Here is a 14,738-nt window from a genome sequence, read left to right as displayed (position 1 = left end):
ACATGATCCGCCTCGGCCAGTTCCTCAAGTTCGCCAACCTCGTCGAGACCGGCGGTCAGGCGCGCGAACTCATCGCCGCCGGTGCTGTCGCGGTCAACGGCGAGGTGGAGACCCGTCGCGGACGTCAACTCCATCCCGGCGACGAGGTCACCCTCACCACCGTCGACGGTCCGACGACGGTCGAGGTCGACCTGTCCCCCGTCGACGTCCCGTGGTGAGGCGGCGTCAGGACGTCGCGCGGAGCTGACCGTCGGCCCACGGCATCGACGGCACCGCCCGGGCGAAGGTGCGCAGGATCTGCTCGGCCCCCTCGAGCGCGCTCGTCGCCTCGGTGCCCATGGCCGCCTCGATCCGCTCGGCCTGCTCCTGGACGGTCGGGTCGGTCGCCAGGGACTCGAGGATCTCGTCGCGCACCATGGCCCAGAGCCATTCCCTCTGCTGGTCCAGACGACGCGACGACAGCGATCCGTCGGACTCCAACCACTCCCGGTGGTCGAGCACGGCCTGCCAGACGTCGTCCAACCCGTCCCCGGTGTACGCCGAGCAGGTGAGCACGGGGACCCGTCGCTTCTGGTCTCCCTGGACGAGCTTCATGGCGATCGACAGTTCACGGGCCGAGACCCGCGCGTTGCCGGCGTTGTCGCCGTCGGCCTTGTTGACCGCGACGACGTCGGCCAGCTCGAGGATGCCCTTCTTGATGCCCTGGAGCTGGTCACCGGTGCCGGCCACCGCGAGCATGAGGAAGGTGTCGACCATGCCGGACACGGCCACCTCGGACTGACCGACGCCGACCGTCTCGACGAGGACGACGTCGTAGCCGGCGGCCTCCATGACGATCATGGCCTCCCGGGTCGCCCGGGCGACGCCGCCGAGGTGTCCGCCGGAGGGCGAGGGCCGGATGAACGCCTCGTCGAGGGTCGCCAGCTCCCCCATCCTCGTGCGGTCACCGAGGATCGAGCCGCCGGTACGGGTCGAGGACGGGTCGACCGCCAGGACGGCGACCTGATGGTCGTGCTCGCGAATGAGCTTGGTGCCCAGGGCGTTGATGAAGGTCGACTTGCCTGCCCCGGGAACACCGGAGATGCCGACGCGAATGGCCTTGCCGGTGTGGGGGGCGAGACGCCGCAGCATGTCGTGGGCCTTCTCCCGGTGGGAGGGCTTGCTCGACTCGACGAGCGTCAGCGCTCGGGCGATGTGCGGTCTGCTGCCGGCCAGCACCTGGTCGACGAGCTCGGATACGTCAATCGGCATGTCGCTCCTCCATCGGGACTCGTCCCCCCAACCTACCGCCGGCCCACTCGCGGGGAGCGCACCGCCCCCAGTGCGGCCGCGGCATCGGCCAGGGCCTCCTCCTGACGGTCCATCTCCTGCTGCCACAGGACGCCGTAGGTGAAGGTCGGCTCGCCGTGGGCGACGGCCGCAGCGGCCAGGTCCTGCAGCCTGGACCGGGCGACGACGGTGTCCTGGGCGGTTCCCAGGGCCTCGGTGATCGCCTCCCACGCCCGGGCGGTCTCCTCGCCGCGCGGCAGGGTGTCGACGGCGGCCTCCCAGCCGTAACGGGTGGCCTTGGCCTTCTTGCGGCTCTCGTGGACGAGCTCGAGCCGTCCTTCGTCGGCGTCCTGCGCCCGTCCCCAGGCGCGCAACGTCCGCCGGGCCGAGTGGCGCAGCAGTCGCGGCAGGACCTCGCGTGCCGGACGGTCGGCCTCGGGACGCAGCGGAGGGGCGGCGACGAGCCGGCTGAGGTCGTCGAGCAGGTCGAGGGTGGTCGGTTCCGTGAGCACCTGCCCCAGGCCCGCCAGCGCCGTGGTCCGTTGGGCGTCGAGCTCGGCGCGCACCCGCTGCTCGACCGGTCCGTGGATCGCCGTGGACGGCAGGTCGCCGATGAGCCCGATGAGCCGTTCCTCGAGCACCTGGGCGTCCCGGGGCCCGCCCAGGGCCGCCGAGAGGTCACGGATGCGGGGCCGCAGCGGCTCGGTGAGCCCGGCGTCGAGGAGCGGGCGGAAGGTGCGCAGGGTGGAGCGCAGTCGTCGGGTGGCCACCCGGACCTTGTGGACGGCGTCCGGGTCGCCGTCCTCGGCCTGTGCCAGCCTCGACTGGATGACGCCGAGCTGATCGGCCAGGTAGCTCGCGACGACCCGGGCAGCACTGTGCGGGTCGCCGGGAAGGACGGTCCCCCGGTCCATCACCGGGCCGAGGGCACGGACGAGTTTGGGGACCGGACGCGCCGGCGTCGCCCCGTGGGACTCCAGACAGGCGCCGAGATCGTCGAGGAGCCGGTCGGCGTCGGCGGGTTCCCCGACGAGTTCGACCTCGACCTCACGCCATGCCTCGACCCGACCGGCGCACCGGGCCGTGACGAGGTCGTCGCACAGGGTGGCGACCGGGGTTCCGTCGTACAGGATCGGGGTCCGGGTGCGCTCGGTGTGGAGCTCGGCGACGGGCACCAGGGGGCGCGGTCCGACGTCGGCCCGCTCACGAAGGGACGCCGGCACCTGGAGTTCGCCGGGTGCGGCGTCGAGGGGACACTGCAGCTCGAGGCGCGCGTCCCCGTGGACCGGCAGTTTGAGGTGCCAGCCCTCGTCCGGACCGCCGAGTCGACGTCGCAGGGTGGCGCCCGCCCCGGCCAGGTCGAGTTCGGGGGTGTCGAGATACGTCGCCCGTAGCAGGTCGTGACGCCCGGGGCCCAGATCGAGCTCCTCGGCGGCCTCGGCCGCGGTGACGCCGGCCGGCAGGGTGTACTTCCGCTCGACCTCCAACATCGTGCCTCCCTCGGGTGGTCGGATGGACGTGGTCGTGAGGGTCATCGGGGCGGGACGACCGGGGCGCGGCGCCCGGGGATGGAGCGACGGGCCGGGACGCCATGGCGTCCCGGCCCGTCCGCCGGAGAGGATCAGTCCTCGTCGACGTGCTTGAGCAGCTGCTCCATGAGATCGACGGCTGCATCGGGGATGACCGTGCCGGGCGGGTAGATCGCCGCGGCGCCGTCAGCGCGCAGTTCGTCGAAGTCCTGGGTCGGGATGACGCCACCGACGACGATCATGATGTCGGGGCGTCCCAGCTTGTCCAGTTCCTTGCGCAGGGCCGGCACCAGGGTGAGGTGGCCGGCGGCCAGGGAGGAGACACCGACGACGTGGACGTCGCCCTCGACAGCCTGTCGAGCTGCCTCCTCCGGGGTCTGGAACAGCGGGCCGACGTCGACGTCCATGCCGAGGTCGGCATAGGCGGTCGCGACGACCTTCTGGCCGCGGTCGTGACCGTCCTGGCCCATCTTGGCGATGAAGATGCGGGGACGACGCCCCTCCTTCTTCTCGAACTCCTTGACGAGCTCGTGGACCTTCGTCGCGGACTCGGAGCTGCCGGATTCCTTGCTGTACACACCAGAGATGGTACGGATCTGGGCGGTGTAGCGTCCGAAGGTCCGCTCCATGGCGTCGCTCATCTCGCCGACGGAGGCCTGGGCGCGTCCGGCGTCGATGCACAGCTTGAGCAGGTTGCGGTCCGGGTCGGTCGGATCCGGGTTGGCAGCCGCCCAGGCCAGCTTCTCCAGAGCGGCCTGGCAGGCCTGCTCGTCGCGCTCGGCACGGAGCTTGACGAGCTTGGCCTTCTGCTCGGCGAGCACCTGGGAGTTGTCGACCTTGCGGACCTCGAGCGGATCCTCCTGGTCGAGCTGGTACTTGTTGACGCCGATGAGGGGCTGACGGCCCGAGTCGATCCGGGCCTGGGTGCGGGCCGCGGCCTCCTCGATGCGCATCTTCGGGATGCCCTTCTCGATGGCCTTGGCCATGCCGCCGGCGGCCTCGACCTCCTGGATGTGGCCCCATGCCTTGCGGGCCAGTTCCAGGGTGAGCTTCTCGACGTAGGCCGAGCCGCTCCACGGGTCGATGACCCGGCAGGTGCCCGATTCCTGCTGGATGAACAGCTGGGTGTTGCGGGCGATGCGGGCCGAGAAGTCCGTCGGCAGGGCGATGGCCTCGTCGAGGGAGTTCGTGTGCAGCGACTGGGTGTGGCCCTGGGTGGCAGCCATGGCCTCGACGCAGGTACGGACGACGTTGTTGTAGACGTCCTGGGCGGTGAGCGACCAACCCGAGGTCTGCGAGTGGGTACGCAGGCTCATCGACTTGGGGTTGCTCGGCCCGAACTGCTTGACGAGCTTGGCCCAGAGCATGCGGGCCGCGCGCATCTTGGCGACCTCCATGAAGAAGTTCGTCCCGATGGCCCAGAAGAACGACAGACGCGGGGCGAACTGGTCGACCTTGAGGCCCACCGACTCGCCGGCACGGATGTAGTCGACGCCGTCGGCCAGGGTGTACGCCATCTCGATGTCGGCGGTGGCGCCGGCCTCCTGCATGTGGTAGCCGGAGATCGAGATGGAGTTCCACTTCGGCATGTTCGCGCTGGTGAACGCGAAGATGTCGGAGATGATCCGCATGGACGGCTGCGGCGGGTAGATGTACGTGTTACGAACCATGAACTCCTTGAGGATGTCGTTCTGGATCGTCCCGGCGAGCTGCTCGGGCTTGACACCCTGCTCCTCGGCGGTCACCACGTAGAGGGCGAGGATCGGCAGCACGGCGCCGTTCATCGTCATCGAGACGGACATCTGGTCCAGCGGGATGCCGGCGAACAGCTCACGCATGTCGAGGATCGAGTCGACGGCGACACCGGCCATGCCGACGTCACCGGGCACGCGCGGGTTGTCGGAGTCGTAGCCGCGGTGGGTGGGCAGGTCGAAGGCGACCGACAGGCCCTTCTGGCCGGCGGCGAGATTGCGCCGGTAGAAGGCGTTGGACTCCTTGGCCGTGGAGAACCCGGCGTACTGGCGGATCGTCCAGGGACGGAAGGCGTACATGGTGGCGTACGGTCCGTGGACGAAGGGCGGGATGCCGGCGTAGGTGCCCAGCCAGTCCATGTCCTGGTAGACGTCCTCGGAGTAGAGGTGTCCGACCTCGATCTGCTCGGGGGTCAGCCACGGCTCCTGCTCCCCCGCCGCCTTCGCGAGCCTGGCGAACTGTTCCTCGGCGTCCGCGGGAACCGCGGACTCCCCGAGGTTGATGGAATCGAAACGGGGCAAGGTGGTCACTTGGCAACTCCCATCGTGTCGAGAGCGGTGCTGAGGGTGTCGACGACGTTCATTCCGAGGAAGACCCGTCCGTCGACGATCTGCTCGGCCTCGGCGGCGTCGTCACCGAATTCCTTGAAGGCGCCCGAGAGGTACACGGCCTTGGCGCCGGCCTCCTTGAGGGCCTTGGCGACCTCGAGGCCCTGGGCCGCGTAGGTCTTGGCGTTCGAGCACAGGTCGACGACCTGGGCACCGGACTTCGTGAAGGCCTCGACGATCTCGGCGGTCGAACCACCCTCGCACTGCGGGGTCTCGATACCGGCGATGTGCCACACCGGGGCCGAGAAGCCCTCGCGGGCTCCGAAGTCGCGGCGGGTCCCCAGGCAGGCCAGGAAGACCTTGGGCTTGTCGGCAGCGGCGGCCGACCGGTCGACGAGGGCCTCGAAGACCTCGGCGTCACGGTGCCAGGGCAGGCCCTTGCGCTCGACCGTAGCCGGGAAGGGCTTGGTCTCGACACTGCGGGCACCCATCATCGGGAACTCGCTCACCGCCGTGATCGGCTGCTTGCGGTTGGCCAGACGGGCGGCGCGCTCGGCGTTGACCTTGTCGAGCACCTCGGCGACGTGACCGTCGGTGAGGGCCTTCGCCATGCCACCGGCGGCCTCGACGGCCTGGACCTCGCCCCAGGCGGCCTGCTCGAGGGTCGTCGTCAGCGACTCGACGTAGAAGGAGCCGCCGGCCGGATCGTTGGCCCGCTCGATGTTCGACTCCTCCGAGAGGATGATCCCGGTGTTGCGGGCGATCCTGCGGGTGAAGTCGCCGTTCGGCAGACCGATGGCGGCGTCGAAGGGCAGGGTAGTGATGGCCTCGGCACCGCCGACGGCCGCACCGAAGGTCGAGATCGTCCCGCGCAGGATGTTGACGTAGGGATCGTCGCGGGTGAGCTCGCGCCAGCTCGTGACGGCCTCCTGACGGGCGCCACGCTGGGCGGCGGGAACCTCGAAGACCTCGCCGACGCGGTTCCACAGGGTACGCAGGGCACGCAGCCGGGCGATGGTGAGGAACTGGTCGTGGGTGGCGCTCACCCGGAAGTTGATGGACTCGAAGGCGTCCGCGGCGGACACCCCCTGCTCCACCAGGGCGCGCACGTACTCGATGCCCGTGGCGATGGCCCAGGCGAGCTCGGCCACGTCACCGGCACCGGCGTTGTGGTAGATCGTCGAGTCGACGACGAAGGGGCGGGCCTGCTTGAAGTCCTTGACCTTCCCGACCCACTCGGCCATCCCCGACAGGTCGGGGGTGCCCCCGTTGAGGGCGGCGAAACCGATGGGGTCCAGGCCGAGGTTGAAGCTGATCCTGTCGGCCTCGACCGTGGAGGCCTTGACGACGTCGAGCAGCGCCTGGGCGGCGCCCGCCTGGTCGTCGCGGCTCGAGACCTCGACCTTGGCCAGGTCGAGCATGACGTCGGCCAGCACGGTGGAGATGTCGGAGGCGGCGATGGCGTCGGCGCCGATGCGCAGCCAGATGGAGGTCACGCCGCGCTCGAGGTCGGTGAGCACGGCCTTGCGGGTGACGGCGGCGTCGGGATCCTCATGGAGGGAGCGGACGTCCCAGGCGTCGATGGAGCCGGTCCGGATCGTCGTGCCGCGGGTGAACGGCGGCACTCCGGGAACACCCAGGTGCTCGGGGGCGTCCTGGCGGGTGTACATGGGCTCGAACTTGATGCCGTCGACCGTCGTCGGCTCCAGACGCGCCATGGCCTTGTCGAGGGTGAGCTCCTTGCCCTCCGGACGACCGCGGTTGAGGACCTTGAGCACCTCCTTGTGCCACTGATCGACCGTCGGGGCCGGGAAGTCCCCGGCGAGGGTGAGTTCCTCGGGGACGTCGGCCTGGGCCGGCGCCGAGAGGTTGTCGGGATCAGTCATACTCTTCAGACTCCTGCTCCGCTGTGGATGGACATGTGCCGCAGCCCTCCCTCGAGGCTTTCGCCACGTCATCGCACCGGGTGCGAAGACACGCTGGCAGGTGTTCGGACTCACGGGCACCTCGTCTGCCGACGAGTCCTACGTCACCGCTTCCCGGACCGAGGCCCAGTGCTTGATCGTCGTCGACCCGGGGACCGGGGCGGCGGCGATGGTGATGTCGTTCCCATTCACCGCTGCGGGGCAGCGCCGGATTCCCACCGGCTTCCCTCTTGCCGTCGGATGTGCGTGGACACACCCGACACCAGCACCCCCGATCCTATAAGGCTGCACATCCGAATGGGCGCGCGGGTACCAAGCCCGCACAATCGTGCAGCTCCGTCACCCCGGGCCCGGCGATCGGCGACCCTGGCCGGCGTCGCGTGGCCCGGTGACCGGACGGCCTCAGGACTCCACCGCGCGATCGATCCAGTCGATGATCTCCGCCTGGACCCGCGGACGGTCCTGCTCGTTGAGGATCTCGTGCCGGTCCTTCCCGAAGAGGCGCAGGTCGACGTGCTTGACGCCGTGCGCCGCGAGGTTCCGGGCGACGTGCCGCACCCCACGTCCGGCTCCACCGACCGGGTCGAGGGCCCCGGAGAAGAGCCCCACCGGCAGCCGCGGCGGGGTGGCCCGCATGACGTCGACGCTGTTGGCGGCAGCGCTCATCCGGATGAGCTCGCGATAGTACCCCGCCGAGCAGACGAAACCGCACAGCGGGTCGGCGATGTAGGCGTCGACCTGGCGCCGGTCCCGCGAGAGCCAGTCCCACTTCGTGCGCGCCGGGTGGAAGCCCTGGTTGTACGACCCGAAGGTGAGGGTGTCGAGCAGCGGGCTGCGGCTGTCCTCACCGAGCAGCACGACCTGGGCCGTCGCCAGGGTGATGCCCACCTGGGTGAGCGCCCCCAGGGGGCCGCCGGTGCCGATGACGACGAGGGCCGCCATGTCGCGTCCGCGCTGGGCGGCGAGGATGCGCACGAGGAACGAGCCCATGGAGTGACCGACCACCACCCAAGGCAGCCCCGGGGACCGGGAGCGGGCGTCGTCGGCCACGAGGGACAGGTCGTCGAGGAGTTGGTGGTAGCCGCGGTCGGGAAGCCGTCCGAGGTCGCCGTTGGCCAGGGCGCGCGGCCCGTGACCGCGGTGGTCACTGGCGACGACGAACCAGCCGTCGGCGGCGAGCTTGGAGGCGAACTCGTCGTACCGGGCGGCGTACTCGGTGATCCCCGGCACGATCTGGACGATCCCCCGCACCGTGCCGGTCGGGGTCCACTGGAGGACGTCGAGGTCGGCTCCGTCGTCGGCGGTGAGGGTGATGGTGTCCATGGCTGCTCCTCTGCATGGCTGGTCCGGCCCGTCCAGTCTAGGGACCGTGACGGGCCGTCCGGCTCAGCCCTCGCGGTAGGAGACGCCGAACCCTCCCCGCGGATAGCGCCAGTGAACCGCCCCTGCGGGGGCGATCGCGGTGCAGGTGCCACACTCCAAGCAGGCGGCGTACTCCGTGGTCACCGATCCGTCGGCCTCCTGGCTGAACACGTGGGCCGGACAGGCCCGCACAAGCAGGGACGCGCACCCGGTGCGACGCACGATCCGCTGGTTGACGACGATGTGGTTGTTGTCCTCGTCGATGTCGACGTGGTTGAGGGCCAGCCGTTGGGCCACGGTTCCCCACGCGCTGCTGTCGTCGTGGGGCTGCGCGCCGGTGGTCGGAACTGTCATGGTGTCCTCCTGGGGTCACAGTGCCCGCGCCGCCGAGGCGATGTCACGGGCCAGGGTCGTGGCACGGGGGCCTCTGCGGCGCAGCACCCCCACGGCCGTGGGCACCAGGTGGCGCCTCGGCGTGGTGTCGAGGTGGTAGACCTCGTGGAGGATGTCGGCCAGCAGCGGCCCGTAGGTGTCGTAGAGGCGGTGGTTCTCCAGGAAGCCCGGCGCCGCCGAGTAGGTCGCCATGTCGCGACCGAGGAATGTCGAGCGGTAGTCCTCGAGGTAGCCCGCCATCGCCTGCTCGGACAGGTCTCCTGTCTGGAGGGCCCGATGTGCCGCACGAGCGGCACTGATCGCCGACTGGGCGGCCAGGTCCATCCCGCGCACCGTCAGCCCGGTGTTGAGGGTGAACCCCGCGGCGTCGCCGATGACCATGAGACCGGGCCGCACGAGGTCGTGCTGCATGACCTGTCCCCCCTCGGCGACGAGGTGGCACCCGTACTCCAACAACTCCCCTCCCTCGACCAACGACGAGACGAGGGGGTGGGACAGCAGGTGGTCGTGCAGGCCCGAGGAGGACTCACCGGAGGCCTCCAGGGCGTCGAGTCGCACGACGACACCCACCGACACCGACTCCGTGTTGGTGTAGAGGAAGCCACCACCGCCCAGGCCACGGGTGACGTCGCCGACCATGGCGTAGGCGGCCCCCTCCCCGTCGCGCAGGTGGAAGCGTTCCTCGATCGTCGCGGGGGCGAGCCCGATGACGGACTTCACCCCCACCGCGAGGTGGTTGCGCGGTTCCCGCTCCCGCAGCCCGGAGTCGCGCGAGAGGAAGGAGTTGACCCCGTCGGCGGCGATGACGACCCGCGCGCGCAGTTCCTCCTCGCCGGCGCGCACGCCGACGACCTGGTCGCCCTCGCGCACGAGCTCGTCGACGCGCACGCCCGGCATGACCATCACCCCCTCCTCCTCGCAGCGCTCGACCAGCCAGGCGTCGAGGACGGCCCGGCGCACCGTCACGGCGCTGACGGGATCGGCCAGCCGGGAGTCCCAGTAGTCGACGTTGACCCACGACCCGTCGTTGCAGAAGCTCACGACGTTGCGGGTGATGCGCCTGTCGACGGGGGCCACCCGGGCGAAGTCGGGAAAGACCTCGTCCATGACCCGGCAGTAGAACACCCCTCCGGACAGGTTCTTCGACCCGGGCTCGGCGCCGCGCTCCAGCAGCACGACCTCGTGACCCTGGCGGGCCAGTTGCAGCGCGCACACCGACCCCGCGATCCCGGCGCCGACGACGACGGCGTCAAAGACCTCCTCCTGTGTCATCACCGGCCTCCCAACTCGGCGGTGAGTGCCGGCACGACGTCGTAGAGATCCCCGAGGACCGCGTAGTCGGCCTGCTCCATCACGGGAGCCTTCTCGTCGGTGTTGACGGCGACGACGCACCGGGCGCCCTGACAGCCGACCATGTGCTGGAGTTGACCGGAGATGCCCACGGCGACGTAGAGCTCCGGGGACAGGTGGAGCCCGGAGACCCCGACGTAGGTCTCCTTGGGCATCCATCCCAACCCCTCGGCCAGCGGTCGCGAGCAGGCCACCTCGGCGCCCAGGGCGCGGGCCAGGTCACCGATGATCGCCAGGTCGGACTCCTGGCGCAGGCCACGCCCCACGGCGACGACCCGGCGGGCCTTCGACAGGTCGGGCACCTCGTGGTCGGCCGCACTCTGCGAGACCACCGTGACGGGGCCGGCCGCCACGGTGACCTGCTCCGCCGCCACCTGCGGGCCGGTGAGGGCACCGCCCGGGTCCATGACGAGCACCGTCGTCGTGGACCCCAGCGACACGGTCTGCTCGACCACGCCGCCGAACCGGCCCACGGTGGCCTCCTGCGGCCCGACCCGTCGCACGGCGGTGAGGACGGGCGCGTGGTGGCGGGCGGCCAGCGCCCCGGCCAGGACACGGTCGGCCTCCCGGTCGGGCACGAGGACGACGTCACCGTCACGGCAGTCCAAGCCCTCGGCGACCGCTGCCGCGACGGCCTCGAGGGGAGCGTCGGGGCGGTCCGGGGTCATGACGGTCAGCGAGTCCACTCCTGCCAGCGTCGCCTTCGAGTGGCCCACGAGGACGGCTCTGACGGGGCCACCGATGTCACGGGCCGCACTGACCAGGGCGCAGACATCCGGTGTCGTGGTGAGGATCCATGCAGTCATCTCAGTTCTCCTGTGTGTTCGTGGACGGTGCTGGCTCACAACACCTGGTCGGCGTGGAGCGCGGCGACGAGGTCGGCCACTGCGTCGGGGCCGGTGAGGGTGCGACGGGCACGTCGCGGACCGTCGGGCCGCCGTGCCCCGGTGACGGGCAGGGACACCGGTGTGGTCGTCAGGTCCTCGACCGCCACGACGTCGAAGGGTTTGCGGCCGGCAGCCAGGATGTCCTTCATCCCGGGCACCCGGGTGGGCACGCAGTCCGAGGTCACGGCCACGACGACCGGCCCGGTGACGTGCAGGGTTCGGGTTCCCCCGGCGACGGCCTGGACGAGCTCCAACCCGTCCTCGGTGCGGGTGATCCGACTGACCATCTGCAGGCAGGGCCAACCCAGGAACCCGGCCACCAGGCCCGACATCATCCGGGCGTTCTCGTCGACCGAGGTGTCCCCGGTGATCACGACGTCGGCCCCGCTGCGTCCCACCAGCGCGGCGAGCGCCTCGGCCTGCTGGGTCGTCGGCCACGACCGCACGGCGTCGTCGGCGACGACCAGACCACGGTCGGCACCGCGCGACATGATCCCCTTGCGGGCCAGCGAGGACCCGGTGGCCGCCGGGCCGACGCTCACCGCGACGCACTCCTCGGCCGCGGGTTCGGCGAGGAGACGGGCGGCCTCGACGGCGACGGCGTCGTACTCGGCGACACCGGGCTTGGCCCGACTCCAGTCGACGGTCCCGTCCTCGCCGACCTGGGCCTCCTGGGGATCGGCCGCCCACTTGTAGGCAACTGCGATGGTCATCATCTGCTCCTTTGCTGAGGTCGGGCCCGGGTGCGGGTGCTCACCGCACCCGGGCCCCGGGTGCGGGTCGGTCAGTACCCGACGAAGACCGGCTGACGTTTCTGTGCTGCGGCCGTGACGACTTCCTTGAAGTCCTGGGACAGGGCGCCCATGGACAGGTAGTCGGCCTCGACCTGGAAGTAGGTGTCGAGGGTGAGGTCGTGCAGCCGGTTCGACAGCTGCTTGACGTGGTTGACGCCCACCGGCGACTTGGAGGCGATGACCTCGGCCAAGGCCCTGGCCGCCTCGAGGGCCCCTCCCTCCTCGGTGACCTGGTAGACCATCCCCAGTTCCTCGGCCCGGGCGGCGTCGACGACCTCACCCGTCATGGCGAGCACCTTGGCCTGCATGGGCCCGACGAGCCGCTGGAGGGCCCACAGGCCGCCGGTGTCGGGGCTGAGGGCGTAGTCGACGAAGACCTCCTGGAAGGTGGCCTTCGCACCGACGATGACGACATCGGTGCTGAGCAGGAGGTTGGCCCCTCCTCCCATGCAGGCACCCTCTGCCACGCCGATGACCGGCTTGGGCATCGAGTACAGCAGCTTGACCATGGCCCCGATCTCGGTCATGACCTGACGGGCGGAGACGAGGTCGTGGGCCAGTTTGGACTTGATGACACTCAACGCCCCGGCGCCGAAGGTCACCGGGCCGACGCCGGTGAGGATGACCGCGCGCACCTCGGTGTCCCAGCTGGCCTTCTCGAGGGCCGCGGTGAGTTCGTCGACGTACTGCTCACTGATCCTGTTCCAGTTCTGGGGACAGTCCAGGGTGATGGTGGCGACGTGGCCGTCGACCTCGTAGGTGAGGACGTGGTCGTACTCGCGGGTGTAGTCGTACATGGTTGGCCTCCTCGGGTCAGCGGACGACCTTGGTCGGCCGGGCGCCGTTGACGATGCCCTGGACACGACCGAGGACGGCCGGGTTGTACTGGGGATGGGTGAGGATGTAGAAGGTGCCCTTCTCGACCTCGTCGAGGATCGTCGTGACGGCCTGCTCGACCGGCATGCCGACGGTGGCCATCTCCTGAGCCGCTCCCTGGGCGCGGCGTCGGAAGTCGGGGCTGGCGTAGTACGCGTCGGCGGGGTCGAAGCTGCCGGGGTGGCGGTGCCGGGCGCAGTCGAGCAGGTCGGTGCGCACGATGGCCGGGCACACCGCGTGGGCCATGACCGGGGCCCCGGCGTCCTGGAGCTGGAGCTCGAGGACCTCGGTCGCCGAGAGCGCGGCGAACTTCGAGGCGACGTAGGCCGGTGAGTTCTCGACGGTGAGCAGGCTGGCGATGGAGGCCGTGGTGACGAAGTGGGAGCTGGCGCCCTCGGCATCAGGCCCCTGGTCGACCATGAGGGGAATGAAGGCCCTCATGGTGTGCACCGCCCCCATCGTGTTGGTTCCCAGCAGCCACTGCCAGTCGCTGACGGGCTCCTGCCAGATGCAGCCGACCGAGATGACCCCGGCGTTGGAGAACACGTAGTCGACCCGGTCCCATTCCTCGCCCAGGCGTTGGGCCAGGGCCGCCAGGCCGTCGGGTTGCGCGACGTCCAGGACGGTGTCGACGACGTCGACCCCCTCGCCCCTGAGTTCCTCGGCCAGGGGCCGCAGCCGCTCCTCGTCGATGTCGGCCAGGGCCAGTCGCGCCCCGGCCCGGCCGAGGCGTTCGGCCAGTTCGCGTCCGATCCCGTTGGCCGCCCCGGTGATGACGACACCCTTGTCGTCGTAGCTGGTCATCATCGTCATTCCTTTCCTCGTGTGGTGGGTGGGTCGTCGCGCCGGGCCCGGACCCGGCGCGACGGCCCGTGTCGGTTCAGTTGCGCGGGCGCAGCAGTTGGGTGATCTCCTCGGTCATGGCCTCCACCGAGGCCCCGCCGATGGCCAGCACCTTGGCGTCGCGCCAGTAGCGCTCGACGCCGACGTCGCGGATGACCCCCAGCCCGCCGTAGAGCTGGATCGCCTCACGGGCCACCCGCTCGGAGACCTCGGCGCCGAGGATCTTGAGCATGCGACCCTGGGGCAGTTGGAGGTCACCGGTGTCACGCATGGCGTGGACGGAGTAGACGAGGCCCCGCAGCTGCTCGATGTCCATCCACATCCGCGCGAGCTTGTGCCGGGTGACCTGGAAGCGGTCGTACATGGGCATGCCGTGCTGGATCCGGTGCATCGAGTAGTCGAAGGCCATGTCGTAGGCCCCCTCGGCGATGCCCAGGCCGACCGGCCCGCAGGTGAGGAACTCGTCGGTGCAGGAGACGAACATCGCCTGCATGCACCCACCCTCCGGGCCGAGAATGGCCTCGCGCGGCAGCCGCATGTCTCGGAACTCGATGGACCCGGTGGCCGAGCCGTGCCATCCGAGCTTGTGCTCGGGGTCGCCGATGATGAGTCCGGGAGTGTCCTTGGGGACGATGAAGGCGCTGAAGCCGGCCTTGGTCACCGGGTCGACGTGGTCGGCGGTGATGGCCAAGACGAGATAGACGTCGGCGACGCCGATGTTGGAGATGAGCACCTTGCCGCCGTTGATGACCCACTCGTCGCCGTCGAGGACGGCCCTGGTGGTGTGCTCCTCGTGGTCGGCTCCCCCGACGGCCTCGGTCGACCCGCAGGCCATGATGATCTCGCCACTGGCGGCAGGACGCAGGTAGCGCTCCTTCTGTTCCGGGCTGCCCAGCATCTTGAGCATCCCGCCGGCGAGCTGGCTGTGGGCACCCATGGCCACGCACAGCACGGGGCTGGCCTTGGCGATCTCCTCCATGACGAGGGCGACGGTGGTGTAGTCGCTGCCCATGCCGCCGTACTCCTCGGGGGTGGTGATCCCCAGGAAGCCCAGTTCACCGGCCCGCTTGAACAGTTCCAGTGGGAACCTGTCCTCACGGTCGATCTCGAGGGCGACCGGTCGCACCTCCTTGTCGACGAACTCGCGGGCCGCTTGCTGGACGAGGGTGCGCTCCTCGTTGAGGTACCACATGGTCCTTCCTCCTTGGTG

General features: G+C 70.2%; 13 protein-coding genes and 1 riboswitch. Of the genes, 1 reads left to right on the top strand and 12 read right to left on the bottom strand.

Translation table 11 applies throughout. The annotated features are described in order from the left end of the window. The first annotated feature begins 2 nt into the window (after nt 1-2). Nucleotides 3-218, top strand: coding sequence for an RNA-binding S4 domain-containing protein (locus E0E30_RS02350; protein WP_130866687.1), 216 nt, complete (start codon nt 3-5; stop codon nt 216-218). 7 nt (nt 219-225) lie between these two features. Here the strand turns inward: E0E30_RS02350 and meaB are convergent, their stop codons facing one another. From meaB to E0E30_RS02290, 12 genes are all read right to left on the bottom strand, one after another. Beyond that, a complete protein-coding gene (meaB, locus tag E0E30_RS02345) occupies nt 226-1,251 on the bottom strand; it encodes a methylmalonyl Co-A mutase-associated GTPase MeaB (protein WP_130864926.1) in 1,026 nt (341 codons plus the stop codon). 32 nt (nt 1,252-1,283) lie between these two features. Beyond that, a complete protein-coding gene (locus tag E0E30_RS02340) occupies nt 1,284-2,759 on the bottom strand; it encodes a CYTH and CHAD domain-containing protein (protein WP_167853859.1) in 1,476 nt (491 codons plus the stop codon). A 131-nt stretch (nt 2,760-2,890) separates the two neighbouring features. Next, complete coding sequence (scpA, locus tag E0E30_RS02335; protein ID WP_130864924.1) at nt 2,891-5,080, bottom strand: methylmalonyl-CoA mutase; 2,190 nt, start codon at nt 5,078-5,080, stop codon at nt 2,891-2,893. Continuing rightward, the gene (gene mutA / locus E0E30_RS02330) at nt 5,077-6,984 is read right to left on the bottom strand and encodes a methylmalonyl-CoA mutase small subunit (protein ID WP_130864923.1); all 1,908 of its coding nucleotides are present in this window, start codon (nt 6,982-6,984) and stop codon (nt 5,077-5,079) included. The genes scpA and mutA overlap by 4 nt, the downstream gene beginning before the upstream one ends. 78 nt (nt 6,985-7,062) lie before the next feature. Further along, nucleotides 7,063-7,305: riboswitch (cobalamin riboswitch) on the bottom strand. Between the two features lie 120 nt (nt 7,306-7,425). Then, the gene (locus tag E0E30_RS02325) at nt 7,426-8,346 is read right to left on the bottom strand and encodes an alpha/beta fold hydrolase (RefSeq protein WP_130864922.1); all 921 of its coding nucleotides are present in this window, start codon (nt 8,344-8,346) and stop codon (nt 7,426-7,428) included. Between the two features lie 63 nt (nt 8,347-8,409). Further along, complete coding sequence (locus E0E30_RS02320; RefSeq protein ID WP_130864921.1) at nt 8,410-8,739, bottom strand: ferredoxin family protein; 330 nt, start codon at nt 8,737-8,739, stop codon at nt 8,410-8,412. 15 nt (nt 8,740-8,754) lie between these two features. Then, nucleotides 8,755-10,050, bottom strand: coding sequence for an FAD-dependent oxidoreductase (locus tag E0E30_RS02315; protein ID WP_130864920.1), 1,296 nt, complete (start codon nt 10,048-10,050; stop codon nt 8,755-8,757). Further along, nucleotides 10,050-10,934 (bottom strand): electron transfer flavoprotein subunit alpha/FixB family protein, encoded by an 885-nt coding sequence (locus E0E30_RS02310; RefSeq protein WP_130864919.1) that lies wholly within the window; start codon nt 10,932-10,934, stop codon nt 10,050-10,052. The genes E0E30_RS02315 and E0E30_RS02310 overlap by 1 nt, the downstream gene beginning before the upstream one ends. A gap of 35 nt (nt 10,935-10,969) precedes the next feature. Continuing rightward, nucleotides 10,970-11,728 carry an electron transfer flavoprotein subunit beta/FixA family protein gene (locus E0E30_RS02305; RefSeq protein WP_130864918.1) on the bottom strand — a complete coding sequence of 253 codons (759 nt, stop codon included), beginning with the start codon at nt 11,726-11,728 and terminating at the stop codon, nt 10,970-10,972. A gap of 71 nt (nt 11,729-11,799) precedes the next feature. Further along, nucleotides 11,800-12,606, bottom strand: a complete 807-nt coding sequence (locus E0E30_RS02300; protein WP_069101718.1) for an enoyl-CoA hydratase/isomerase family protein — start codon at nt 12,604-12,606, stop codon at nt 11,800-11,802. A gap of 16 nt (nt 12,607-12,622) precedes the next feature. Beyond that, on the bottom strand, nt 12,623-13,492 hold the full coding sequence (locus tag E0E30_RS02295; RefSeq protein ID WP_210115753.1) for an SDR family NAD(P)-dependent oxidoreductase: 870 nt from the start codon (nt 13,490-13,492) through the stop codon (nt 12,623-12,625). A gap of 73 nt (nt 13,493-13,565) precedes the next feature. Beyond that, complete coding sequence (locus E0E30_RS02290) at nt 13,566-14,720, bottom strand: acyl-CoA dehydrogenase family protein (RefSeq protein ID WP_069101720.1); 1,155 nt, start codon at nt 14,718-14,720, stop codon at nt 13,566-13,568. Nucleotides 14,721-14,738: the final 18 nt, after the last annotated feature.

This window comes from Acidipropionibacterium timonense, assembly GCF_900605005.1.
Classification (GTDB): domain Bacteria; phylum Actinomycetota; class Actinomycetes; order Propionibacteriales; family Propionibacteriaceae; genus Cutibacterium; species Cutibacterium timonense.
The sequence above is the reverse complement of the archived record's forward strand: the minus strand, read 5'-3'. Positions and strand labels throughout refer to the sequence as shown.

Excerpts from the sequence above, each read along its gene's own strand:
- E0E30_RS02315 (WP_130864920.1), bottom strand. The coding sequence starts at position 10,050 with ATGACACAGGAGGAGGTCTTTGACGCCGTCGTCGTCGGCGCCGGGATC.
- mutA (WP_130864923.1), bottom strand. The coding sequence starts at position 6,984 with ATGACTGATCCCGACAACCTCTCGGCGCCGGCCCAGGCCGACGTCCCC.
- E0E30_RS02350 (WP_130866687.1), top strand. The coding sequence starts at position 3 with ATGATCCGCCTCGGCCAGTTCCTCAAGTTCGCCAACCTCGTCGAGACC.
- E0E30_RS02300 (WP_069101718.1), bottom strand. The coding sequence starts at position 12,606 with ATGTACGACTACACCCGCGAGTACGACCACGTCCTCACCTACGAGGTC.
- E0E30_RS02320 (WP_130864921.1), bottom strand. The coding sequence starts at position 8,739 with ATGACAGTTCCGACCACCGGCGCGCAGCCCCACGACGACAGCAGCGCG.
- meaB (WP_130864926.1), bottom strand. The coding sequence starts at position 1,251 with ATGCCGATTGACGTATCCGAGCTCGTCGACCAGGTGCTGGCCGGCAGC.
- E0E30_RS02305 (WP_130864918.1), bottom strand. The coding sequence starts at position 11,728 with ATGACCATCGCAGTTGCCTACAAGTGGGCGGCCGATCCCCAGGAGGCC.
- E0E30_RS02290 (WP_069101720.1), bottom strand. The coding sequence starts at position 14,720 with ATGTGGTACCTCAACGAGGAGCGCACCCTCGTCCAGCAAGCGGCCCGC.
- E0E30_RS02325 (WP_130864922.1), bottom strand. The coding sequence starts at position 8,346 with ATGGACACCATCACCCTCACCGCCGACGACGGAGCCGACCTCGACGTC.
- E0E30_RS02295 (WP_210115753.1), bottom strand. The coding sequence starts at position 13,492 with ATGATGACCAGCTACGACGACAAGGGTGTCGTCATCACCGGGGCGGCC.
- E0E30_RS02310 (WP_130864919.1), bottom strand. The coding sequence starts at position 10,934 with ATGACTGCATGGATCCTCACCACGACACCGGATGTCTGCGCCCTGGTC.
- E0E30_RS02340 (WP_167853859.1), bottom strand. The coding sequence starts at position 2,759 with ATGTTGGAGGTCGAGCGGAAGTACACCCTGCCGGCCGGCGTCACCGCG.